Source organism: Nocardioides furvisabuli (assembly GCF_021083185.1).
Classification (GTDB): Bacteria; Actinomycetota; Actinomycetes; order Propionibacteriales; family Nocardioidaceae; genus Nocardioides; species Nocardioides furvisabuli.
Genome location: NZ_JAIGQB010000002.1, coordinates 364,804 through 386,624 on the forward strand (window position 1 = coordinate 364,804; position 21,821 = coordinate 386,624).

Sequence of the window (21,821 nt, forward strand, 5' to 3'; positions counted from 1 at the left end):
TCAGTCCTCCGTCTTCTCGGGCGGGCGTGCGGCCAGGCGTGTGCGCTGGCGTCCCGCGTCGTCGAAGTTGCTGTCGTCGAGCCAGGCGTCGAGGGCCTTGCTGACCCGCGGCCACTCGAGGTCGGTGATCGAGAACCAGTCGGTGTCGCGGTTGCGGCCCTTGTAGACCACGGCGTTGCGGAAGCGACCCTCCCAGATGAAGCCGAGCCGGATCGCAGCGCGACGCGACGGCCCGTTGAGGCTGTCGCACTTCCACTCGTAGCGCCGGTAGCCGAGGTCGTCGAAGGCGTGGCGCATCAGCAGTGCCATCACCTCCGTGGCCGCGCGGCTGCGCTGGAGCTGGCGACCGAAGGCGATGCCGCCCACCTCGATCGAGCCCATCGCGGGTTCGATGCGCATGAGCGAGCAGAACCCCACGGCACGGTCGGTCTCGGCGGCCACGATGGCGAAGGTGACCTGGCCAGCCTCACGGGTGGCGTCGAGCAGCCGCGCCAGCTCGTCGCGGTCGCGGGGGCGCTCCCAGAACAGGTACGTCCAGATGGGGTCGTCGTCGGAGCGGCACAGGGCCGCGAACAGGTCGTCGACGTGCTGCGGGCCGACCGGCTCGAGGCGTACGCCCCCGCCCTCGAGGACCGCGTCCCTTGCGGGGACCCTCGCCGGGGTCCAGTCGACAGGACGGCCGATGCGCTGGCCGTGGTCGTTGGTGTTCCGGGTCCGGGTCGCGGAGAGCCGCACTCCTACGGGCTGGCTCATCGCATGGCCTCCGCAACAGCGGCGATGCCGCGCTCGACCTCGTCGAACGACGTGGACAGCGGGGACAGCCCGATCCGCAGGCCGCCGGGATCCCGGTAGTCGGGGATCACGTCGCGCTGCCACAGGCGTGCGGTGACCTCGCGCATCCGGTCGTGGTGGAGCGTGACGTGCCCGCCGCGCCGGGCGGGGTCGCGCGGCGATGCGAGGGTGACCTCGGGCAGCGCCGCGTCGGCGAGCTCGACGGCGTACGACGTCAGCGCGACGGACTTGGCACGGATCGCCTCGATCCCGGCCTGCTCGACGAGCTCGAGCATCGCCTGCATCGCGACCATGCCGAGGATCGGGGGCGTGCCGGAGATGAACCGCCGGATGCCGGCGGCCGGTGTGTAGCCCGGACCCATCAGGAACGGGTCGGCGTGGCCCATCCAGCCCTGGATCGGCTGCGTGAGCTCGTCCTGGAGCCGCTCGGCGACGTAGCCGAAGGCGGGCGACCCGGGACCACCGTTGAGGTACTTGTAGCTGCAGCCGACCGCGAGGTCGACGTCCCAGGCGTCGAGCTCGACCTCGACGGCGCCGGCCGAGTGGCACAGGTCCCAGAGCACCAGCGCGCCCGCGTCGTGGGCGATCCGGGTCAGCTCGGGCGCGTCGGCCAGCCACGCCGACCGGTAGGCCACGTGGTTGAGCACGACGAGTGCCGTGCGCTCCCCCACGACCTCGCGCAGCTGCTCGGGCGTCACACCGGCGGAGGTGTCGACCTCGATCCAGCGCAGGGACAGCCCGCGCTCGGCGGCGATCCCCTCGGCGACGTAGCGGTCGGTCGGGAAGTTGTCGGTGTCGATGACGATCTCGGTGCGGTCCGGGTCGGTGCGGGCGACGTGGTCGACCGCGGCCCGCATCAGCTTGTAGAGCCAGACGGTGGTCGAGTCGCCGGCCGCCGTCTGGCCAGCGGCAGCGCCCAGGCAGATGCGGGCCAGGTCGTCCCCGAGGGTCGTCGGGAGGTCCATCCAGCGCTCGTCCCAGCCACGGATGAGGCGCCCGCCCCACTCCTGCTCGACGAACGTGCCGAGTCGCCCGGCCGTCGCCGCGACGGGCCGTCCGAGCGAGTTGCCGTCGAAGTAGACGAGGTCGGAGGCTGCGCCGACGAAGCGCTCGCGGAAGTGTGCCAGCGGGTCGGCGGCGTCGAGGTCGGTTGCGGTGCTCACGCTCCGCAACCTATCCGTCGTCGCGGCGACGTCCGTCCCCGACGTCCAGCCCGCGTCAGTAGCAGACCGCGCCGTGGGCCGCGGACTGCACGACCTTGCGGTACTTGCCGAGCACGCCGCGGGTGTACTTCGGCGGCAGCGGCTCCCAGCCCTCGGCGCGACGGGCCAGCTCGGCCTCGTCGACGTGGACGTCGAGGGACATGTTGGCCACGTCGAGCGTGATCTGGTCGCCGTCGACGAGGAACGCGATCGGCCCGCCGTCGCTCGCCTCGGGGGCGATGTGCCCCACGCAGAGTCCGGTCGTGCCTCCGGAGAAGCGCCCGTCGGTGATCAGCAGGACGTCCTTGCCGAGGCCGGCGCCCTTGATCGCGCCGGTGATGGCGAGCATCTCGCGCATGCCCGGGCCGCCCTTGGGGCCCTCGTAGCGGATGACCACGACGTCGCCGGCCTCGATCTGGCCCTCGGTGAGGGCGTCGAGGGCCTTGCGCTCGCCGTCGAAGACACGCGCGGTGCCGGTGAAGGTCGAGTCGTCGAAGCCGGCGCTCTTGACCACCGCGCCGTCGGGAGCGAGCGAGCCCTTGAGGATGGTCAGGCCGCCGGTCGCGTGGATCGGGCGCTCGAGCTGGCGCAGGATCTCGCCGTCGAGGGGCTTCGGGTCGAGGTCGGCGAGGTTCTCCGCCATCGTCTTGCCGGTGCAGGTGAGCACGTCGCCGTGCAGGTGGCCGGCATCGAGCAGGGCGCGCAGCAGCACCGGGATGCCGCCGACGCGGTCGAAGTCGGTCCACACGAAGCGACCGAACGGCTTCATGTCGGCCAGGTGCGGGACGTTCTTGCCGATGCGGGTGAAGTCGTCGAGCGTCAGGTCCACCTCGGCCTCGCGGGCGATCGCCAGCAGGTGGAGGACGGCGTTGGTGGAGCCGCCGAGCGCCATCGCCATCGCGATCGCGTTCTCGAAGGCTGGCTTGGTCATGATCTGGCGCGCGGTGATGCCCTGGCGCAACATCTCCACGACGGCCTCGCCGGACTTGTGCGCGAACCCGTCGCGGCGGCGGTCCACCGCCGGCGGCGAGGAGCTGCCGGGGAGGCTCATCCCGAGCGCCTCGGCGACGCTGGCCATCGTGTTGGCCGTGTAGGCACCACCGCAGGCGCCCTCGCCGGGGCAGATCGCGCGCTCGATCTCGTCGACCTTCTCGCGGGTGATCTTGCCGGCCAGGCAGGCGCCCACCGCCTCGAAGGCGTCGATGATCGTGACGTCCTTGCCGTCGACCTGCCCCGGCATGATCGTGCCGGCGTAGAGGAAGACGCTGGCCAGGTCGAGACGGGCAGCCGCCATCAGCATGCCGGGCAGCGACTTGTCGCACCCGGCGAGCAGGACCGACCCGTCGAGCCGCTCGGCCATCATCACCGTCTCCACCGAGTCCGCGATCACCTCGCGGCTCACCAGGGAGAAGTGCATGCCCTCGTGGCCCATGGAGATGCCGTCGGAGACCGAGATGGTGCCGAACTCCAACGGGTAGCCGCCGGCCGCGTGCACGCCGTTCTTCACCGCCTTGGCCAACCGGTCGAGCGACAGGTTGCAGGGCGTGATCTCGTTCCAGCTCGACGCGACACCGATCTGCGGCTTCTCCCAGTCGTCGTCACCCATGCCCACGGCGCGGAGCATGCCTCGTGCCGCGGTCGCCTCGAGACCGTCCGTCACGGCGCGGCTGCGGGGCTTGATGTCGGGTCCGTCGGCGGCATGGGTCATGCCGTCAGGCTAGTGCGCCCCTCCCCGCGAGTGGAGCAGCGTCTCAACGTGTGCTCATGCCGCCGACGCCCTGCGACCCCAGACCACTCGCCTGGCCTCTCGCTGCTCGTCGAGGTGCTCGGCCTCGGCCGCCAGCTGTCGCAGCGACGGGTGATCGACAGGCGTGCCCCGGACCATGCGCTCGAGCCGACGGTCGTGGGCGCAGGTGCGGAACCTGACCATCGGGTCCTTCGCCGTCCGCGACCGGTCGATCCAGTCGTAGTGGCTGCTCGAGGTCGACGGCACCCCGGACGGCACCCACCAGCCGGTCACCCGCAGGTCGGTGTGAGCGGGAAACCGGTTGCCGCCGTGCTGTCGGGCGCCGTCGTCGCGCATCGGCCCGACCTCCTCGCCGGTCTCGGCACTCTGGACCCTCGGCACCAGACCGGCCAGCCTCAGCAGCGCGTGCAACACACTCGCCCTCGGGCTGGTGCGCCCGGTCTCCCACCGCGCCACGACCGACTGGGACACGTCGATCCGCGCCGCCAGCCCCCGCTGCGACACGTCCAGGATCCGCCTGATCCGGCGTACGAGACCGGGGATGCCCCCGTCGAACGGCCCCATCTCGAGCCACTCGAGCTCTTCCTTCGTCGCGAACTGCGTGACGGTCCCCGTCATTTCCATGGCTGCCCCTGATTGGTCGGATGTGTCGTTCCCTCCATCCCAGCGAGGTGTGGCGACAACGGCGCACCCGTCATCCACAGACTGCCCCACCCGCGCGTGGCAGGGTCGCGCTGTGGACGATTCCCGGCTACCGGCTGGGCGCCCGAGCGGCACAGCGCCGCGCACTGCCGGTTGAGTCTCTGGGCGACTCAACCCGGAGTGTCCGGGTGGGTGGTCCGACGGGGGCCGGTCCGGCCCGGAGGCAGCGGGGGTGGATCAGGCTCGCTCGGCTTCGGCCTTCAGGGAGGCCAGGCCCCGTTCGAAGTCCCGGCCGATGGCCTTGTCGAAGAAGAGCCTGCCCATCAGGCCCATGACGGGGTTGCGGGTGCCGGTCATCGTCCACGTCACGTCGGTGGCCTCGCCGGCCGGCTCCAGGCGGAACGTGGTGACGTTCGTGGCCTTGAAGGGCTTGAGGAACTCGAGGTCGACCACGACGGAGGTGGGGGTCGAGCCGGTGATGCGCATCTCGCCCTCGCCCGCCTTGCGATTGCCCGACCACCGGTACGTCGATCCAACTCCGCTCGCGGGGCCGGTGTAGTGGCGCAGCAGGTCGGGGTCGACGTTCTCCCACGGCGACCACTTCGTCCACTCGCGGAAGTCATCGATCAGGGCGTGGACCGTCGCCGGGGCGGCGTGGACGCGAGTGCTGCGGGAGAGGGAGAAGTCGGACATGTCGGTCCTCACACGATCCGGGCGGCGCGGACCACCATGACGTCCGGCAGGTCCTTGTGGATCTCGCGCCACGTGGCGCCCTCGTCCGGCGACGCCCACACGCCACCGTTGCGTCCGCCGAAGTAGAGCCCGGCCTGCTCGTGGTCGTCGGTGCACATCGCGTCGCGCATGACGGCGGCGTAGTAGCCGTCCGGGAGGACCCCCTCACCCAGCGGCGCCCAAGAGGCACCCGCGTCCGTGGTCCGGTAGACGCGCGCCCTGCCGTCCACCGGCCAGCGTGCCTCGGCGCCGGTGATCGGGAAGTTGTACGCCGTGTCGGCGCGGTGGGGATGCGCCACGATCGCGAAGCCGAACTCGGTGGGCAGTCCGGGGGCGATGTCCTGCCAGGAGGCACCACCGTCGTCGGAGCGGTAGACGCCGCCGTGGTTCTGCAGGTAGAGCCGCTCGGGGTCGACGGCGTCGCGGGCGACCTTGTGGACGCACTGACCGAACTCCGGGTAGTTGCGCTCGCCGGGAAAGAACTCCGCCTTCACGCCGGCGTTGGACGCGAACCACGTCGCACCCCCGTCGGAGGTGGCGTAGACCCCGCCCGTGGACAGAGCGGCCAGCACCCGGTCGGGATCCTTCGGGTGGGGCAGGATCGTGTGGAAGGCCTGGCCGCCGAAGCCTTCGTTCCACTCCTCGCGGTGCGGGTGGTCCCACAGGCCGCGCACGAGGGAGAAGGTCTCCCCACGGTCCTCGGACCGGAAGACCGCTCCGGGCTCGGTTCCGGCCCACACCACCTGGTCGCCGCCGTCCGTGGACAAGCCGGGCTGGAGCTGCCAGACCCGCGCGAGGGTCGCGCCGGTGTCCTCGGGAAAGCGAACCGCACCGTTCGGGGTCTCGTCCCAGGAAGCACCGAGGTCGTCCGAGCGCCACACCTGCGGGCCGAGCCAGCTCGACGACGCCCCAGCCAGCAGTCGTGGCGTCGCGCCGCGTGTGTCGACCATGACGGAGTAGACCTCCTCCATCGGGAAGTGCGGACCGCTCCACTCCCACGACGTGCGCGCCTCGTCTGAGGTGCCGAGCCACATGCCCTTGCGGGTCCCGACCATGAGCAACGTGCGCGACATCCCCGACCTCCATGAGTGACTATTCCGATTAGGAACACTACTCTTGACCGACGATGAGTCAAGACATCCCGGTCACCGGATACGCGATCCTCGGCCTCCTCACCTTCGGCGACGAGCTGACGGGGTACGAGATCAAGCAGCGCGCCGATGTCACGCTCCGCTTCTACTGGGTCTCCCCCGCGATGAGCCAGATCTACACCGAGCTCCGACGGCTCAGCGACCACGGCCTCGTCACGGCCGACGTACGCACCGACGGCGGGCGGGAGGTGACGACGTACGCGATCACCGGTGCGGGCCAGGCCGCGCTGCGCGAGTGGATGGACACCACCCCGGCCGGCTTCCCCGTGCTCAAGCACCCAGTGCTGCTCCGCCTGCTCGTCGGCCACGTGACCGAGCCCGAGCGGACCCGACAGATGCTGCACGAGTACGTCGCCGAGCTGGACCGGGCGCTCGTGGACCTCGCGCAGGTGCGTGAGAGCCTGCGCGGGGCAGACGAGCCGGGCCAGCCCTTCAGGTTCCCGTCACTGGTCGCCGAGTGGGGACTGGACTACTTCGACGCCGAACGCCGGCACACCCACCGCGCCCTGGCGAGCCTCGACGAGACCGGCGCCGGGGACACCGAGGCGACTGCCTAGGCTGGCGGGGTGACGACCCGACCGAGCTCCGCCCTGCTCGGCCCGGTGGGGCTGGTGCTGGTCGGCATCCTCTCGGTCCAGCTCGGTGCCGCCATCGCCAAGGGCCTGTTCGGAGAGATCTCCCCGACCGCGATGGTGTGGCTGCGCCTGGTCACCAGCGCCCTTGTCCTCGCCGCCGTCGCCCGGCCGCGGCTGTCGGGTCGGACCCGGCAGGACTGGGTCGTGGTGCTCGGCTTCGGCGCCAGCCTGGCGACGATGAACTGGGCGATCTACCAGTCCTTCGCGCGGATCCCGCTCGGCATCGCCGTCACGATCGAGTTCATCGGCCCCCTGACGCTGGCCGTCCTCTTCTCGCGACGGGCCCGGGACGTCGCCTGGGTGGTCCTCGCCGGTCTGGGCGTCGCCCTGCTCGGCTTCCAGCGCACCGACCTGGACCTGGTCGGGGTGGCGTACGCCCTTCTCGCCGGCGTCGCGTGGGCGGCCTACATCCTGCTCAGCGCCAGCACCGGCCGGCGGTGGGCCGGGTTCGACGGCCTGGCGGTCGCGAGCATCGTCGCAGCGACCGCGATGACGGTACCGGCGCTGCTCAGCGCGGGCGCCGGCCTCTGGGACGCCCGCGTCCTGCTGATCGGCGCCGTCGTGGGCCTGCTGAGCTCGGTGATCCCCTACAGCTGCGAGCTCGTCGCGCTGCGCAGCCTGCGGCCGGCCGTGTTCGGGATCCTGATGAGCCTGGAGCCGGCTGCGGCGGCGCTGGCAGCGATCGTCGTGCTGGAGGAACACCTCACCCCGGTCCAGTGGCTCGCCATCGCCTGCGTGGTGGCCGCGTCCATCGGGGCGACCCGTTCGGGAGCCTCGCCGGGCGAGCCGCCGGGGGCGACGGACGAGGACCGTTCGGCGGCGCACGGCACAATCGCCACATGAGATCGCGACTGGCCCTGTGCTCGCTGACGCTGGCCGCCGTCGCCGCGACCGGCTGCTCCGGCACCACGCAGGAGCCGATCCCGCGAGTCACCCAGCCCGCGGACCTGCCCAGCCAGCCAACCCCGACCGAGCAGCCCGAGGGCGATGGCGGTGGACGCAACGGCCCGCCGCGTGCCGAGGGCACGCTCGTGGACCTGCTCGAGGTGCCGTGGGGAGTCGACTTCCTGCCCGACGGAGCGGCGGTCGTGACCGAGAGGATGACCGGTCGGGTCCTGCGCGTCACCGCCGACGGCGGCCTGGGCCGTCTGGGCGCGATCGGTGCCATCGTCCCGCAGGGCGAGGCCGGGCTGCTCGGCGTCGCGGTCTCCCCGGACTTCGAGCAGGACCGCTCGCTCTTCTTCTACCTCACGACCGGCACCGACAACCGGGTCGTGCGCGCCGAGCTCGACGGGTCGTCGCTCGGCACGCCGACGGTCGTCCTCGACGGCATCCCGGCCGGCTTCATCCACGACGGCGGCCGCATCGCCTTCGGCCCCGACGGCCACCTCTACGTCACCACGGGCGAGACGGGCGACCCCGCGCTGGCCCAGGAGCCCGACAGCCTGGCCGGCAAGATCCTCCGCATCACCCCCGACGGCGAGCCCGCTCCGGGCAACCCCGACCCCGACTCCCCCGTCTACTCCCTCGGCCACCGCAACGTGCAGGGTCTGGCGTGGGACGACGAGGGGCGGCTGTGGGCCTCGGAGTTCGGCGACTCGACCTGGGACGAGCTCAACCTCGTCGAGAAGGGCGGCAACTACGGCTGGCCCGAGGTCGAGGGCAAGGGCGACGACGACCGCTTCGTCGACCCGCAGGTCGTCTGGCCCGTCGAGGACGCCTCCCCCAGCGGGTTGGCGTACGCCGACGGGCACCTGTGGATGGCCGGGCTCCGTGGGCAGCGGCTGTGGCGCATCGCCGTCTCGCCCCGTGGCCGGGCGTCGGACCCGACCGCCTTCTTCACCGAGGACTACGGTCGCCTGCGCACCGTCGTCACCGCACCCGACGGCCTGCTGTGGGTCACCACCTCCAACCGGGACGGGCGCGGCGAGCCCACGCCCGCGGACGACCGGATCATCGTCGTCCGCCCCTGAGCGGAGGCCGCGCTCAGCCGGGGCGTACGACCGCGCGTCGAGCCGCGCGGCGCAGGGTGGTCAGGATCGCCGGTCCGAGCACGACGATCGCGATCCCGGTCGTGATCGCGCGGCCGGTGTCCCAGCCGCCGGTCGAGGTCAGCAGCGTGTAGACGAGGAACCGGTGGGTGTTCTCGAGCACCGGTGCGCCCGCGACGTAGGCCAGCGAGCCCTCGTGGCCGGGCACCACGATGCCCAGCGTGAACGGCCAGGAGCTGAGGTTCATCAGCAGGCCGTACACGTAGGAGGCCACGACCGCGTAGGCCACCAGCACGGCGATCTCCGCACGTCCGCCGACGCGCCGCGGCAGCAGTCCCGCGCCCATCCCGACCCACGCGGCGCAGATCATCTGGAACGGCAGCCACGGGCCCACCCCGGCGGTCAGCAGTGCCGACGCGAACAGCGACGTGCACCCGAGCACGAAGCCGAAGCCGGCCCCGAAGACCCGTCCGCCGAGCACCAGCAGGAAGAAGACCAGCTCGATGCCGGCCGTCCCCGCACCCAAGCCGCGCATCACCGCGTTGATCGCCGACAGCACGCCCAGGACCGCCAGGACCCGGGAGTCCATGCCGCCCTCGCCCATCTCCGCGAGGACCACCACGACGACCAGCGGGAGCAGGACCAGGAAGAGGAACGGCGGCTCGACCCGCTCGCCCGGTTGCGCGACGAGCAGCAGCGGCCAGCAGAGCATCATCAGTCCGGCGAGCGAGGCGAGGACGAGCACGCCCGCCGTGCGCGGTCCGATCGGCATGGCGACCTCGGTGAGGGTCCGAGGCCGGTCCTGGAGCGCGCTCATCGGGCACCTCCTGCGAGGGCGGCGGCCACTTGCTCGACGACCAGCCACGGAGCACCGAGCACCTTGGTGACCTGGGGGGCGAACGACGGCGACTCGGCGAGCACCCGGCGCGGCGGTCCGCTGGAGACGATCTCGCCGTCGGCCAGGACCACCACCTCGTCAGCGACGTGGGCGGCGAACTCGACGTCGTGGGTGGCGAGCAGTACCGCGCGGCCGTGGGTGGCGAGGTCGGCCACGATCCGCGCCAGCTCGGCCTTGCCGGCGTAGTCGAGCCCGCGGGTGGGCTCGTCGAGCAGCACGACCGGGGGGCGCGCGGTGAGCACGATCGACAGCGCGAGCGCCAGGCGCTGGCCCTCGGAGAGGTCACGCGGGTGGATCGCGTCGTCGATCCCGGGCGCGAGGCGGTCGAGGAGCCCGCGGCAGGTGCCGGGCTCGGATCCGGCGCCGGTGTCGGCGGCGGCGCACTCGTCGGCCACGGTCTCGAGGTAGAGCAGGTCGGCGGCGGTCTGCGGGACCAGCCCGACGTGCGTACGCCGCTGCGCGGGCGCCAGCGCGGCTGGGTCCTCACCGTCGACGTCGACGGTGCCCGATGCGCGCCGGCCGGTCCCCTGCAGCGCCCAGATGAGGCTGGACTTGCCCGAGCCGTTGCGGCCCATCAGCACGGTGACCTGCCCGACCGACAGCGTCAGGTCGATCTCGCGGACCGCGACGTGGCTGCCGTGGACGACGGTGACGCCGCGCGCGGCCAGCCGCGGCACGGACTCGCGGACGGCGACGGGTGCGGGAGCGACCAGCGGCGGGAGCTCCCGTGCGCGCCGCCGGGCGTCGCGCACGGTGAGCGGGAGCGGCTCCCACCCGGCGAGCCGGCCGAGCTCGACGAGCGGTGGCACCACCGGCGAGTCGGCGAGCACCTGCCCGGGCGGCCCGACGCGGATGCTCCCGTCACCGGCGACCAGGGCGATCCGGTCGGCGAACGGCACGACCCGCTCGAGGCGGTGCTCGGCCAGCAGGACCGTCAGGCCGAGGTCGTGGACGAGACGGGTGATCGTGGCGAGCACGTCCTCGGCCGCAGTGGGGTCGAGGGCCGAGGTCGGCTCGTCGAGCACCAGGACCCGCGGGTGGGTGGTCAGCACCGACCCGATCGCGACCCGCTGCTGCTGCCCACCCGACAGCGTGCGGAGGTCGCGCGAGCGCAGGTCGGCGATGCCGAGCAGGTCGAGCGTCTCCTCGACGCGGCGGCGCATCGTCTCCGGCGCGATCGCGAGCTGCTCCATCCCGTAGGCGAGCTCCTCCTCGACGGTGTCCGCCACGAACCCGGCGAGCGGGTCCTGCCCGACGTAGCCCACGAGGTGCGCGCGCTCGCGCGGCGGCTGCTCGACGATGCTGGTGCCGTCGAGGAGCACGTCGCCGGTGAGCACCCCGCCGGTGAAGCGCGGCACGAGTCCGGTCACGACGCCGAGGAGCGTCGACTTGCCGACACCGGTGCGGCCCGACACGAGGACGAGCTCGCCCTCGTCGAGGGTGAGGTCCACGCTCCGGAGCACCTCGTGCTCCTCGTAGCGGAAGCCGATGCCGCGCAGCTCGATCATGCGAGCACCTCCCGGCGGATCGGGGAGCTGGCCGGGACCGGGGTCGCGACGGCCGGCACCATGCCGAGGACGCCGACGAGCAGCGCGGCCGGCGACAGGTACGGCGCGACGTCCACGCCCGGGTAGGCCACGACCACCTGGGTGTGCGCGACCCACCAGCCGAGGACGGCGACCGCGAGACCGGTGCCCACGGTGAGGAGCTCGGGCGTACGCCAGGGGTCGGGGCGGTAGCGGGTGCGGTGCACGCGACGGCCGGCGCTGACCAGGCCGAGGGCCGCGACGACGACCCCGGCGCCCAGCATCGGCAGCGCCAGCACCTGCGGCGCGGTCGGGTCGAGCCAGGCGTACGTCCCCACACAGATGCCGATGAGCGCCAAAAGGAGCAACGAGCCGGTCATCCGGCGCTCCCGCCGGGTCGCCCCGCCGGAGCGGCCGTAGCCGCGGGTGTCCATGCCCGCGGCCAGCGACAAGGACCGCTCCAGCGCGTCCTCGAGCACCGGGACGAGGAAGCGACGCAGCCGCCCGACACCGGACGTCGCACCGCCGCGCAGCGCCTGGGCCGCCCGGACGCGTCGGGCGCTGTCGGCCAGCTGGGGGAAGATCGTGACGGCGACCACGAGGGCGGTGCCGATCTCGTAGAGCGCTGGCGGCACCGAGGCCAGCAGGCGCTTGGGGTTGGCAAGCGAGTTGGCGGCCCCGACGCACAGGATGATCGCGGCGAGCCGGAGCCCGTCGTAGAGCCCCGCGAGCAGTGCCTCGCTCGTCACCGGCCCGAGGAGGCGGACGCCTGCTGCCCAGTCCGGCAGCGGGACCTCCGGCAGGTCGAGCAGGACGTGGCCGACCTCCTGGCCGCCGAAGACGATGCGGAAGACCACCCGGAGCACGACGGTCAGCACCGCGAGCCAGACGTAGAGGCGGAACGAACGGCCGAACGGATGACCGGACCGGCGCGCCATCACCACGACCGTCGCCGACCCCATGACGAAAAGCAGCAACAGCGGGTTGGTCGTCAGCGATGCTGCGGTGGCCAGCCCGATCGCCCACGTCCACCAGGCGATCGGGTGCAGGTCACGCGGCAGCCCCGACGACGGCGCAGCCGATCCGGTCACGAGGCGTCAGACCCCCCGTCTGCGACGCGCCACGACGCCACTGACCGCGATCGCGCCAGCGATCAGGGCGACGACTCCCCACGTGACGACCGCCGGCACGCGGGCCGGCTGGGCGGCGGCCGGCGGGCCCGCGTCGGCGGGCTCGCTCGGGGTCGAGTCTCCAGGAGACTCAGCGTCGAGTGCGGGGTCCTCGGGGTCGGCGCCCGCGCTCGCACCACCCTCGCGCTCGGACTTCTCCGACGGGTCCCCGGAGCTCTTCTCAGTGCGTGAGTCGCTGGGAGACTCAGGGGCGAGGAGCGACTCGGACGGGTCGGATGCTGCGGACTCCGCCGACGTCGCCGCGGGCGACGAGGTCGGTGCGCTCGGCGAGGGACTGCTGGACTGCGACCCGCTCCCCGATCCGCTGTTCGAGCCGCCGCTGCCCGACGGGCTCGACGACGAGGACGACGGCGAGGACGTCGGCGTGGACGTCGGCGTGGAGGACGGGGAGGAGGACGATGAGCTGGTCGGCGCGGAGGACGGCGACGGTGTCGGCGACGGAGAGACCGCGAACACCGGCGGGGCGACGGCCGGCGGCGCGGCGCTGCCACTGCCCTGCTTCCACGCCCAGCCGACCGAGCCGCCGGCCGGGACGGTCAGCGAGCCCGAGCTGTAGGACGAGTAGGCCCACGAGCCCGTCTTCCCGTCGGACCACCACAGCCCCCAGTACGCGTCGGCCGGGGAGGTGTTGACGCAGGGGTCGCTGGTCGGGACGCCGTTGACGCGACAGACGAACCCGGGCTGACGCTGGGCGTAGGTGAGACTCACGCCGACGGACCCGACGATCGCCGTGGCGCTCTTGCCGCCGCCGTCCGCCGCGCAGGCCGTCGTCACTCCCCCGCCGAGCTCGCGGTGGTCGACGACGACGCTGACGCCTCCGCCGGAGGTGCAGGTGGCCGCTCCGGCCGCGGGCAGGACGGCCGCCGGCCCGAGTCCGAGCACCACGCCGCAGCCAACCAGGCTCGCGGCCAGGACGGCGCAGGTGGCGGCGACCTGCCGCGCGAGGGCTCCCACCGACGTCACTTCCGACGCAGCCAGAACTTCGTGCGAGCAGGGTCGGCGTCATCGGCGCTCTGGACGGCCACCACGCGGATCCGCTTGGCGCCGACCACGCGGCGCGCCGGCTTGGTCAGCGTCAGGGTCAGCTTCGCGGTGTCACCGGCGTCGACGCTGTACGCCGACTTCGCGACGAGCAGCACCTTCTTCCTGCCATGGGGCCGCACGATCTTGCCGACTGTGCGGACCTTGACCTTGCCGACGCAGTCCACGGTCGAGTCGCAGTCGATCGCGAGCTTGAGCGTGTTCTTCCTGCCGACCTTGACCACCTTCGCGACGGCGAGGTCACCGACCGTGGGCTCCACCGGTGCCGGCGGCGTCACCGGGGTGGGGGTCGCGACCGTGGTGGCGGTGGTGGAACCGGTCAGCGTGGCGACGCGGAACGTGTGCGTGGCGGCACCTGCCGGCAGTGCGAACGTGACCGGGACGGGCGAGCCCGTGCCGGTGACCTTCATCGCCTCCGAGCCGAAGGTGACGCAGCCGGGTTCGCCTGCACCGAGGCCGGTGACGGTCACAGTGACGGTGCTCTTCTCGACCGCGGTGGCCGGGGCGGACAGGGTGACGGCCGCACCGGTGGGCACGTTGCCCAGGGCGGGCAGTGCCTGCGCGGTCGCGAAGGCGTAGGTGAAGCGCTTCTCGACGGGGATGCCACCGGCGGTCCGGATCGCGGCCAGATCGGTGGGGCTCGGCGCGATGGCGCCGTTGTCAGCCGCCAGGGTCGTGGCGCACGGCGCGAGGTCCGCGACCTGGACGCCCCGCAGCCACCCGGCCGCAGCCGTCGCGGCGGAGGCCTTGCCGGCCTCGCCCATCGCCCAGCCGGCCAGGCCGGTCGTGTTCGCGTTGACGCCGTCGTCGGAGCCCGCACCGAACGAGCCGTCGGCCGCCTGCTGGGTCTCGAGCCAGGCTGCGCCGGAGCGGGCGGCCGCGATCGCGTCCGGGGAGGCCCCGGGCGTCGACAGCAGGTTGATGACGGTGATCGACGTGGCGTCGAGGTCGGCGGCGCTGCCGGCGGCGCCCGCGACGCAGCCCTGCTGCGGGCTGGTCTTGTTCGTGGTCAGGCCGAAGCGGAAGTACCCGGCGCCACACTGCTGGTCGAGCAGGAAGGCGGTCGCCTCGTCGGCGAGGTCCGAGCCGACCGTCGTCAGGGCGCGGGCGGCAAAGGACTGGCTGATCACGTTGGCGTAGTCGCCGTAGTCCGACACGTCCTCGATGCGACCCGTGGTCGGTGCCGTCGTGCTGACGACATCCTCGAGACGGGAGACCAGGTCCACGCCGCCGTACGACTCCGGGTCGCTACCCGCGACCGTCGCGAACGTCGCGGCCTTGGCGGTCGCGCCGGCGTAGGTGCTGCCGACGTCGCCGTAGGCCTCGCCGGTGATGTAGCTGGTGATGGCGCCGCGCAGGGCCGTGTCCACGGCGGAGAGGCCCGTCGCGTTGCCGGCCTCGGAGAGCGCCAGGCCGGCGTCGATCGAGGGGCCGTACTCCGGGCCGTACTCCCCGATGAGCAGGCCCTCCTCGAGCTGGGCCGCGAGCCACGCCCCGCCGGCGTCCAGGGCGCGCGTACCCGCGGGGTGTGCCTGCGCCGGGGCGGTGCCGGCGAGCAGGGCGGTGGAGGTGATCGCGGTGGCGACCACGAGTGCGCCGGCTCGACGGAGCACGGACGACGAGGTGAGCTTCATGGTTCCTTCCTCGCTGCGACAGCGAGGGAGGACGGCGTGCGCCGCTCTGCCCCGCTGCATTCCTCGACAGCGATGGTGGTCATGACGCGACGGGGCGGGTGTTCCGGCTCGCACGGGATCTCTCCCGTGCCTACGGTTGCGGGTCAGCGCCGGATTCGGACCGGCTTTCCCCACCTCGGGCGTGTGTGGTGCCGACCCGGACAGGTGCGGCGGTCGCAGCGTAACCCCCCTCCCGCCCCGGGCGCACCTCGGCCCGGCGCCACGGAGATGAAACCGGTGGGCGCCGGGCCGGGGTGGTGTGACAGGTGGAGCGGGTGGGTCAGTTGCGGACCCGGAGGGACGTACGCGCCTGGTCGTCCGAGGTCTTCACCAGGCCGACGCGACGCTGGTTGCCCGCGGGCAGCTGCAGCTTGCGCACGATCTTGTCGCCGGACTTCTTGCCCTTCACGCGGCGGAAGTCGCCCTTGACCTGCACGCAGGCGCTCTCGCTCGGAGCCAGACCGAAGACGCGGAACTGGACGCGCTCACCGGCACGGGCGCTCCTGCGCACCGAGACGATCTTGAGGTCGTCCTTGCTGGCCGGCGCGAACTGCAGGCCCAGCACCGCCTGGGCGGTGGCGCGGCGCCACTCGTCACGCGCCTCGGCCGGGATCCCGGTCGTCGAGGAGGCCTTCACCCGGTCCTTGCGGTAGGCCACGGCGCCGGTGTCCTTGGTCAGCGCCGTGCGGCACTTGTACTTGTCGACCGGCTGGTTCTTGCGCACCCACAGCGCCGCCTTCAGGGCTGCGTCGCGCTCCTTCAGCAGGCCGAGGGCGAAGCCGCCGATGGCCGTCGAGTTGGTGTTGATCTTGCTGATCGGCGCGGCCGCGCGGAACGCCCCGCTCCCCCGCTGACGGTCGAGGAGCCAGGCGCCGGCCTTGTCGAGCGCCGCCTTGACGGCCGGGGTCTTGTCGTCGGACTCGACCAGGTTGATCACCGCCAGCGCGGTGGCGTCCGGGTCGGCCTCGCTGCCCGGAGCGCCCTCGGTGCACGCCTGGTTGGGCACGTCGGCCTTCGCGAAGCTCGTGCGGAAGTAGCCCGAGGCGCACTGCTGCTTGAGCAGGAAGTCGCGCGCCGCGGCCGCCTCGGTGGACCGGGACTGCGTCAGGGCCCGTACGGCGTAGGACTGGCCCACGACGTTGGCGTAGTTGCCGAACTCCGACTTGTCGAAGATCCGCCCGGCGATCGCCGCGGCCTGCGGCTCTGCCGCCGGGTCTGCGGGCACGTTGGCGGTGCGCTCCTCCAGGCGGGCGATGAGGTTGACCCCGCCGTAGCTGGTCGGGTTCTGCTTCGCCACCTTCGCATAGACGGCGGCCTTGGCCAGCGGTCCGGCGTAGGACTCCTTGGTGCCGTCGCCGACGTACTCGCCGATGCGGGCCTCGAGGGCCTTGGTGATCGCCGCGTTGACGGCGCCCTGGTCGACGACCGTCGACAGGGCCATGCCGGTGTCGATGGTGAGACCGAAGTCAGGGCCGTTCTCGCCGACGATGAGGCCGTTGGTGAGCTCGTCGGCGAGCCACTCGGCGGCGATCGTGGAGGGAGTGCTGTCGGTGGAGGCCGCAGCCTTGGCGGCACGCAGGGCCGGCGAGGGCTCCGCGGAGGCCGGCGGGGCGGCCAGCAGGCCGGCTCCCAGGGCGACGGTCGACAGCGCGACCGCGGCTGATCGGATGGGTCGAATGCGATGGTGCATGACGTCCTTCCCGCTCGCGAGGGAAAGGCGCACGTCGACGTCTGACGACGCCGCCGTCCCCCGGGTGTTGCGAGCGTTGGTTGGTGTTGTGACCAATGTGACTCGCGCCGACCCTAACAAGTTGTCTAGACAGATCGGGAGGTTCCCCGGGGGGTCGGCTCAGCCCAGCTTCTCCAGGATCAGCTCACGCACCCGGCCCGCGTCGGCCTGCCCGCGCATCTGCTTCATCACCGCACCGATGAGCGCACCGGCGGCCGCGTGCTTGCCGTCGCGGATCTTGTCGGCGACGTCGGGGTTGGCCGCGATCGCGTCGTCGACCGCTGCTCCCAGGGCGCCGTCGTCGGAGACCACGGCGAGGCCGCGCTTCTCGACGACCTCGTCGGGAGTGCCCTCACCGGCCAGCACGCCCTCGAAGACCTGGCGGGCGAGCTTGTCGTTGACGACCTTCTCGTCGACCAGCGCCTGGATGCGGGCGACCTGGGCGGGGGTGATGGGGAGGTCGACGATGTCGACGCCGTCCTCGTTGCTGCGGCGGGCCAGCTCGCCGAGCCACCACTTGCGTGCGGCCTGCGGGGCCGCGCCCTCGGCGATGGTCTGCTCGACCAGCCCGAGCGCACCGGCGCCGACGGTGTCGCGCATCTCCATGTCGCTGAAGCCCCACTCGGCCTGCAGCCGGGCCCGGCGGGTCGTCGGGTTCTCCGGCAGCGTGCCGCGCAGCTCCTCGACCCACTCGCGGCTCGGGGCGACCGGCACGAGGTCGGGCTCGGGGAAGTAGCGGTAGTCCTCCGCGTCGGACTTCTCGCGCCCGCTCGTGGTGATGCCGGTGTCCTCGTGCCAGTGACGGGTCTCCTGCAGGATCGTGCCGCCGCCGCTGAGGATCGCGCCGTGGCGCTGCATCTCGTAGCGCACGGCGCGCTCCACGGACCGGAACGAGTTGACGTTCTTGGTCTCGGTGCGCGTGCCGAGGGTGCCGCTGCCCTTGGGGGCCAGCGACAGGTTCACGTCGGCTCGCAGGTTGCCCTGGTCCATCCGGGCCTCGGAGACACCGAGCGCCACGATGAGCTCGCGCAGCTGGGCGACGTACGCCTTGGCGACCTCGGGTGCGCGCTCGCCCGCACCCGTGATCGGGCGGGTGACGATCTCGATGAGCGGGATGCCGGCGCGGTTGTAGTCGACGAGGGAGTAGTCGGCGCCGTGGATGCGACCGGTGGACCCGCCCACGTGCAGCGACTTGCCGGTGTCCTCCTCCATGTGGGCGCGCTCGATCTCGACGCGGAACGTCTCGGTCCCGCCGTCGTCGGTCGACAGGTCGACGTCCATCCAGCCGTCGAAGCAGATCGGCTCGTCGTACTGCGAGGTCTGGAAGTTCTTCGGCATGTCCGGGTAGAAGTAGTTCTTCCGCGCGAAGCGGCACCACTCGGCGATGTCGCAGTGCAGCGCGAGGCCGATCCGGATCGCCGACTCGACGGCCTTCGCATTCACCACCGGCATCGCTCCCGGCAGGCCCAGGCAGGTCGGGCACACGCCCGCGTTGGGCTCGCCGCCGAACGTCGCCGGGCAGCCGCAGAACATCTTCGAGGCGGTGTTGAGCTCGACGTGGACCTCCAGGCCCAGCGCCGGGTCGTACGCCGCCAGCACGTCCTCGAAGGACATCAGGTTCTCGGTCATCGCACGACCTCCTTCGTCTCGGGCAACGTGTCGAGGGCGGGCGCCCGGTCGAGCAGCGGTCCGCCCCACTTGTCGGTCAGCAGCTTCTCCAGCGCAGCACCGACGCGGTAGACGCGGTCGTCGGCGAGCGCGGGCGCGAGCACCTGGAAGCCGGCCGGGAGCGGCTCCTCGTCGACGAGCCCGCTGGGCACCGAGATGCCCGGCACGCCGGCGAGGTTGGCGGGGATGGTGGCGAGGTCGTTGAGGTACATCGCCATCGGGTCGTCGAGCTTCTCGCCGATCCGGAAGGCCGCGGTGGGTGCGGTCGGTGAGACCAGGACGTCGACCTGCGCGAAGGCGGCGTCGAAGTCGCGGCTGATCAGCGTGCGGATCTTCTGCGCCTGGCCGTAGTAGGCGTCGTAGTAGCCGCTGGACAGCGCGTAGGTGCCGAGGATGATGCGTCGCTTGACCTCGTCGCCGAAGCCGGCGTCGCGGGTGGCGCGCATGACCTCCTCGGCGCTGGGGTTGCCCTCGGGCGTGACCCGCAGGCCGAAGCGCATCGCGTCGAACTTCGCGAGGTTGCTCGACGCCTCGGCCGGGAGGATGAGGTAGTAGGCGGCGAGGGCGTGCACGAAGGACGGGCACGAGACCTCGACCACCTCGGCTCCGGCCTGCACGAGGAGCTCGACCGACTCGTTGAAGCGGTTCATCACCCCGGCCTGCCAGCCGTCGCCGGCCAGCTCGGTGATGACCCCGACCTTGACCCCGGTCATGTCGCCGGTGGCACCGTGGCGCGCGGCCTCGGTGAAGGAGGGCCACTCGGTCTTGATCGAGGTGGAGTCGCGCAGGTCGTGCCCGCCGATGACGTCGTGCAGCATCGCGGCGTCGAGGACGGTCCGGGTGACCGGGCCCGCCTGGTCGAGGCTGTTGGCCAGCGCGACGAGGCCGTAGCGCGACACACCGCCGTAGGTCGGCTTCACGCCGACGGTGCCGGTGACGGCACCCGGCTGGCGGATGGAGCCGCCGGTGTCGGTGCCGACGGCCAGCGGCGCCTCGAAGGCAGCCACGGCAGCCGCGGAACCGCCGCCGGACCCACCCGGGATGCGGTCGAGGTCCCACGGGTTGCGGGTAGGGCCGTAGGCGGAGTGCTCGGTGGAGGAGCCCATGGCGAACTCGTCCATGTTGGTCTTGCCGAGGATCGGCAGGCCCGCCGCGCGCAGGCGCTCTACGACGGTGGCGTCGTAGGGCGGGATCCAGCCCTCGAGGATCTTCGAGCCGCAGGTGGTCGGCAGGCCACGGGTGGTCAGCACGTCCTTGACGGCGATCGGTACGCCGTCGAGCGGACCGCGGGCCTCGTCGCGCTCACGACGCTCGTCGGAGGCAGCGGCCTGGAGCAGCGCGCCGTCGCGGTCGACGTGGAGGAAGGCGTGCACCGCGCCGTCCACGGCGTCGATGCGGTCGAGGTGCGCCTCGGTCAGCTCGACCGAGGTCACGGTTCCGGCGGCCAGCTCCTCGACCAGCTCGGCGGCCGTCGACCGGGTCCTGTCGTGGGTGCTCATCAGGCCTCCTCGCCCAGGATCCGCGGGACCGAGAAGCGCTGCTCCTCCACGGCCGGTGCGCCGGAGAGCGCTTCCTCGGCGCTGAGGCCGGGCACGACGACGTCCTCGCGGAAGACGTTGGTCAGCGGGATCGCGTGCGAGGTGGGCGGCACGTCGTCCCCGGCGACCCCGTTGATGGAGGCGACGGACTCGAGGATGACGCTCAGCTGGGGCGCCAGGTGGTCGAGCTCGGCGTCGGAGAGGTCGATGCGGGCGAGGGTGGCCAGGTGGGCCACCTCCTCGCGAGTGATCTCGGGCATGGGGCCAATCCTAGGGAGGTTCGCGGCGCGGCTCCGCCCGGGTCTCCCGTGGGGACCCGGGCGAACCGGCGCCGATCAGCAGCTGGAGCGCTTCTCGGCGGACCTGCAGGTGTCGTTGCCGCCCCGGCCACGGACGATGTCGAAGCCTCTGCCGCCCTCGAGACGGTCCGGCTCGTCGGAACCGGTGAGCACGTCGGCTCCGCCGCGGCCGTAGATCATCGCGCGGTAGTCGGGGTGCGCGGTGACGACCTCGGACTCGTTGCTGCCCTTGAAGATCGACAGCGCCCGCGCCGGCAGGACCACGTCGCTGAAGCCGTTGATGACTCCCTCGATCGTGGAGGGCAGGTCGCGGATGGTGGTCTTCCTCATCTGGTCGATGCGCACCGTGGGCTTGATCGCGAGGTTCGAGCTGGGCAGCAGGCGCAGCTTGTCCTGGCCGCCGTAGCCCTTGGCGATGAAGCCGGACTCCGCCGGGATCGGGAAGGTGATCGTGTCGAGGCCGCTCCCGCCCCGCATCACCTGGTGCAGCTCGGACGCCGAGGTGAGCGTGTCGTTCCCGCTGCCGCCGACGAGCTGGTCGTTGCCGAGCGTGCCGCTGAGGTCGTCGTCGCCGGCGTCGCCGTAGAGGCGGTCGTTGCCGGCGGCCCCGGAGGCGTCGGCCACGATCGTGTCGTCGCCGCCACGGCCGAAGACGGTGTCGTCGCCGCCGCGGACGAAGATCGCGTCGGCGGAGTTGGTGCCCTTGATCGTGTCACCGAGCGCAGTCCCGATGACACGCACGCCGCCGCTGAAGCCGGTGACGGTGTCGTTGCCGTCGGCCGCGACCGGGACGGTGGCGGCGGCGCGGAAGTCGACCACCACCGGCGCGGGAGCGTCGGCGTACGAGACTCCGTCGAGGACCACTCGGGTGCCCTCGGAGGCGGCACGCGGGTCGTGGCCGAGGTCGATGGTGTCGTCGCCGGCGCCGCCGATGATCGTGTCGCCCTTCTTCAGCACCCGACCGAACCGGTCGATGCGCAGGGAGTCGGTCTCACCGAAGAGACGGTCGTCGCCGTCGCCCCCGTTGACGGTGTCCGCGCCCTCACCGGCGCAGATCACGTCGTTGCCCCCGAGCCCGCGGATGGTGTCGTTGCCGCCGCGGGCGACGATCACGTCGCGGCGCGCCGTGCCGGTGATGACGTTGGCCTTGTCGTTGCCCACGATGGTCGCCCTCAGCCCGGCGCAGGTGGGGGCCGCCGCCTGCGCGGTCGGCACGACGGCGAGCGGTGCGGCGAGGCCGGCCGTGGCGACGAGGGCCGGGACGAGTGATCGGACGATGCGCATGCTGACTCCCAGGGCTTGGATCCTTTCAGGGTCTCCTGACCACGAACGGTGCATCCCAAACCTCGCCCGACCCCCGGATCCGG

General features: G+C 72.4%; 19 protein-coding genes and 1 riboswitch. Of the genes, 4 read left to right on the top strand and 15 right to left on the bottom strand.

All coding sequences use genetic code 11. From position 1 onward, the window contains the following. The 6 genes from K4G59_RS04950 to K4G59_RS04975 form a co-directional block, all read right to left on the bottom strand. Window positions 1-753, bottom strand: coding sequence for a GNAT family N-acetyltransferase (locus K4G59_RS04950; RefSeq protein ID WP_231249732.1), 753 nt, complete (start codon window positions 751-753; stop codon window positions 1-3). Next, window positions 750-1,955 (bottom strand): kynureninase, encoded by a 1,206-nt coding sequence (kynU, locus tag K4G59_RS04955; RefSeq protein ID WP_231249734.1) that lies wholly within the window; start codon window positions 1,953-1,955, stop codon window positions 750-752. The genes K4G59_RS04950 and kynU overlap by 4 nt, the downstream gene beginning before the upstream one ends. Before the next feature lie 55 nt (window positions 1,956-2,010). Then, entirely contained in the window at window positions 2,011-3,702 is a 1,692-nt protein-coding gene (gene ilvD / locus K4G59_RS04960) for a dihydroxy-acid dehydratase (protein ID WP_231249735.1), read from the bottom strand. Window positions 3,703-3,756: 54 nt separating this feature from the next. After that, entirely contained in the window at window positions 3,757-4,365 is a 609-nt protein-coding gene (locus K4G59_RS04965; protein WP_231249737.1) for a helix-turn-helix domain-containing protein, read from the bottom strand. Between the two features lie 255 nt (window positions 4,366-4,620). Next, window positions 4,621-5,076, bottom strand: coding sequence for an SRPBCC family protein (locus K4G59_RS04970; RefSeq protein ID WP_231249738.1), 456 nt, complete (start codon window positions 5,074-5,076; stop codon window positions 4,621-4,623). An 8-nt stretch (window positions 5,077-5,084) separates the two neighbouring features. Further along, the gene (locus K4G59_RS04975) at window positions 5,085-6,188 is read right to left on the bottom strand and encodes a WD40/YVTN/BNR-like repeat-containing protein (RefSeq protein ID WP_231249740.1); all 1,104 of its coding nucleotides are present in this window, start codon (window positions 6,186-6,188) and stop codon (window positions 5,085-5,087) included. 53 nt (window positions 6,189-6,241) lie between these two features. Here K4G59_RS04975 and K4G59_RS04980 point away from each other — a divergent pair, with 53 nt between their 5' ends. Genes K4G59_RS04980 through K4G59_RS04990 form a run of 3 tightly spaced genes read left to right on the top strand, consistent with a single transcriptional unit; the run spans window position 6,242 to window position 8,874 of the window. Continuing rightward, window positions 6,242-6,823 carry a PadR family transcriptional regulator gene (locus tag K4G59_RS04980; RefSeq protein ID WP_231249742.1) on the top strand — a complete coding sequence of 194 codons (582 nt, stop codon included), beginning with the start codon at window positions 6,242-6,244 and terminating at the stop codon, window positions 6,821-6,823. A 9-nt stretch (window positions 6,824-6,832) separates the two neighbouring features. Continuing rightward, complete coding sequence (locus K4G59_RS04985; RefSeq protein WP_231249744.1) at window positions 6,833-7,744, top strand: EamA family transporter; 912 nt, start codon at window positions 6,833-6,835, stop codon at window positions 7,742-7,744. Then, the gene (locus K4G59_RS04990; protein ID WP_231249746.1) at window positions 7,741-8,874 is read left to right on the top strand and encodes a PQQ-dependent sugar dehydrogenase; all 1,134 of its coding nucleotides are present in this window, start codon (window positions 7,741-7,743) and stop codon (window positions 8,872-8,874) included. Before K4G59_RS04985 ends, K4G59_RS04990 begins: the two co-directional genes overlap by 4 nt. A 13-nt stretch (window positions 8,875-8,887) precedes the next feature. On the opposite strand, the gene K4G59_RS04995 is transcribed toward K4G59_RS04990, so the two are convergent. Genes K4G59_RS04995 through K4G59_RS05005 form a run of 3 tightly spaced genes read right to left on the bottom strand, consistent with a single transcriptional unit; the run spans window position 8,888 to window position 12,407 of the window. Beyond that, window positions 8,888-9,709, bottom strand: coding sequence for an ECF transporter S component (locus K4G59_RS04995; RefSeq protein ID WP_231249748.1), 822 nt, complete (start codon window positions 9,707-9,709; stop codon window positions 8,888-8,890). After that, the gene (locus K4G59_RS05000) at window positions 9,706-11,298 is read right to left on the bottom strand and encodes an ABC transporter ATP-binding protein (RefSeq protein ID WP_231249750.1); all 1,593 of its coding nucleotides are present in this window, start codon (window positions 11,296-11,298) and stop codon (window positions 9,706-9,708) included. The genes K4G59_RS04995 and K4G59_RS05000 overlap by 4 nt, the downstream gene beginning before the upstream one ends. Next, a complete protein-coding gene (locus tag K4G59_RS05005; RefSeq protein ID WP_231249751.1) occupies window positions 11,295-12,407 on the bottom strand; it encodes an energy-coupling factor transporter transmembrane component T family protein in 1,113 nt (370 codons plus the stop codon). The genes K4G59_RS05000 and K4G59_RS05005 overlap by 4 nt, the downstream gene beginning before the upstream one ends. A gap of 82 nt (window positions 12,408-12,489) precedes the next feature. Between K4G59_RS05005 and K4G59_RS05010 the strand changes: the two genes are divergently transcribed. Continuing rightward, window positions 12,490-13,062 carry a hypothetical protein gene (locus K4G59_RS05010; protein ID WP_231249752.1) on the top strand — a complete coding sequence of 191 codons (573 nt, stop codon included), beginning with the start codon at window positions 12,490-12,492 and terminating at the stop codon, window positions 13,060-13,062. Window positions 13,063-13,465: 403 nt separating this feature from the next. Here the strand turns inward: K4G59_RS05010 and K4G59_RS05015 are convergent, their stop codons facing one another. From K4G59_RS05015 to K4G59_RS19875, 6 genes are all read right to left on the bottom strand, one after another. Beyond that, entirely contained in the window at window positions 13,466-15,181 is a 1,716-nt protein-coding gene (locus K4G59_RS05015; RefSeq protein ID WP_231249754.1) for a hypothetical protein, read from the bottom strand. Window positions 15,182-15,257: 76 nt separating this feature from the next. Further along, window positions 15,258-15,396, bottom strand: a riboswitch (cobalamin riboswitch). A 104-nt stretch (window positions 15,397-15,500) separates the two neighbouring features. Continuing rightward, window positions 15,501-16,910: a prenyltransferase/squalene oxidase repeat-containing protein gene (locus K4G59_RS05020; protein ID WP_231249755.1), complete on the bottom strand. Its 1,410-nt coding sequence runs from the start codon at window positions 16,908-16,910 to the stop codon at window positions 15,501-15,503. 159 nt (window positions 16,911-17,069) lie between these two features. Beyond that, window positions 17,070-18,578, bottom strand: a complete 1,509-nt coding sequence (gene gatB / locus K4G59_RS05025; RefSeq protein WP_231249757.1) for an Asp-tRNA(Asn)/Glu-tRNA(Gln) amidotransferase subunit GatB — start codon at window positions 18,576-18,578, stop codon at window positions 17,070-17,072. After that, a complete protein-coding gene (gatA, locus tag K4G59_RS05030) occupies window positions 18,575-20,116 on the bottom strand; it encodes an Asp-tRNA(Asn)/Glu-tRNA(Gln) amidotransferase subunit GatA (protein WP_231249759.1) in 1,542 nt (513 codons plus the stop codon). Before gatA ends, gatB begins: the two co-directional genes overlap by 4 nt. Further along, window positions 20,116-20,415, bottom strand: a complete 300-nt coding sequence (gene gatC / locus K4G59_RS05035) for an Asp-tRNA(Asn)/Glu-tRNA(Gln) amidotransferase subunit GatC (protein WP_207082100.1) — start codon at window positions 20,413-20,415, stop codon at window positions 20,116-20,118. The genes gatA and gatC overlap by 1 nt, the downstream gene beginning before the upstream one ends. Before the next feature lie 75 nt (window positions 20,416-20,490). Beyond that, window positions 20,491-21,738 carry a calcium-binding protein gene (locus K4G59_RS19875; protein ID WP_269209636.1) on the bottom strand — a complete coding sequence of 416 codons (1,248 nt, stop codon included), beginning with the start codon at window positions 21,736-21,738 and terminating at the stop codon, window positions 20,491-20,493. Window positions 21,739-21,821: the final 83 nt, after the last annotated feature.

Bases quoted from the DNA above. Each gene is read 5' to 3' on its own strand.
- K4G59_RS04950 (WP_231249732.1), bottom strand. From the start codon at position 753: ATGAGCCAGCCCGTAGGAGTGCGGCTCTCCGCGACCCGGACCCGGAAC.
- ilvD (WP_231249735.1), bottom strand. From the start codon at position 3,702: ATGACCCATGCCGCCGACGGACCCGACATCAAGCCCCGCAGCCGCGCC.
- K4G59_RS04965 (WP_231249737.1), bottom strand. From the start codon at position 4,365: ATGGAAATGACGGGGACCGTCACGCAGTTCGCGACGAAGGAAGAGCTC.
- K4G59_RS04970 (WP_231249738.1), bottom strand. From the start codon at position 5,076: ATGTCCGACTTCTCCCTCTCCCGCAGCACTCGCGTCCACGCCGCCCCG.
- K4G59_RS04975 (WP_231249740.1), bottom strand. From the start codon at position 6,188: ATGTCGCGCACGTTGCTCATGGTCGGGACCCGCAAGGGCATGTGGCTC.
- K4G59_RS04980 (WP_231249742.1), top strand. From the start codon at position 6,242: ATGAGTCAAGACATCCCGGTCACCGGATACGCGATCCTCGGCCTCCTC.
- K4G59_RS04990 (WP_231249746.1), top strand. From the start codon at position 7,741: ATGAGATCGCGACTGGCCCTGTGCTCGCTGACGCTGGCCGCCGTCGCC.
- K4G59_RS04995 (WP_231249748.1), bottom strand. From the start codon at position 9,709: ATGAGCGCGCTCCAGGACCGGCCTCGGACCCTCACCGAGGTCGCCATG.
- K4G59_RS05000 (WP_231249750.1), bottom strand. From the start codon at position 11,298: ATGATCGAGCTGCGCGGCATCGGCTTCCGCTACGAGGAGCACGAGGTG.
- K4G59_RS05015 (WP_231249754.1), bottom strand. From the start codon at position 15,181: ATGAAGCTCACCTCGTCGTCCGTGCTCCGTCGAGCCGGCGCACTCGTG.
- K4G59_RS05020 (WP_231249755.1), bottom strand. From the start codon at position 16,910: ATGCACCATCGCATTCGACCCATCCGATCAGCCGCGGTCGCGCTGTCG.
- gatB (WP_231249757.1), bottom strand. From the start codon at position 18,578: ATGACCGAGAACCTGATGTCCTTCGAGGACGTGCTGGCGGCGTACGAC.
- gatA (WP_231249759.1), bottom strand. From the start codon at position 20,116: ATGAGCACCCACGACAGGACCCGGTCGACGGCCGCCGAGCTGGTCGAG.
- gatC (WP_207082100.1), bottom strand. From the start codon at position 20,415: ATGCCCGAGATCACTCGCGAGGAGGTGGCCCACCTGGCCACCCTCGCC.
- K4G59_RS19875 (WP_269209636.1), bottom strand. From the start codon at position 21,738: ATGCGCATCGTCCGATCACTCGTCCCGGCCCTCGTCGCCACGGCCGGC.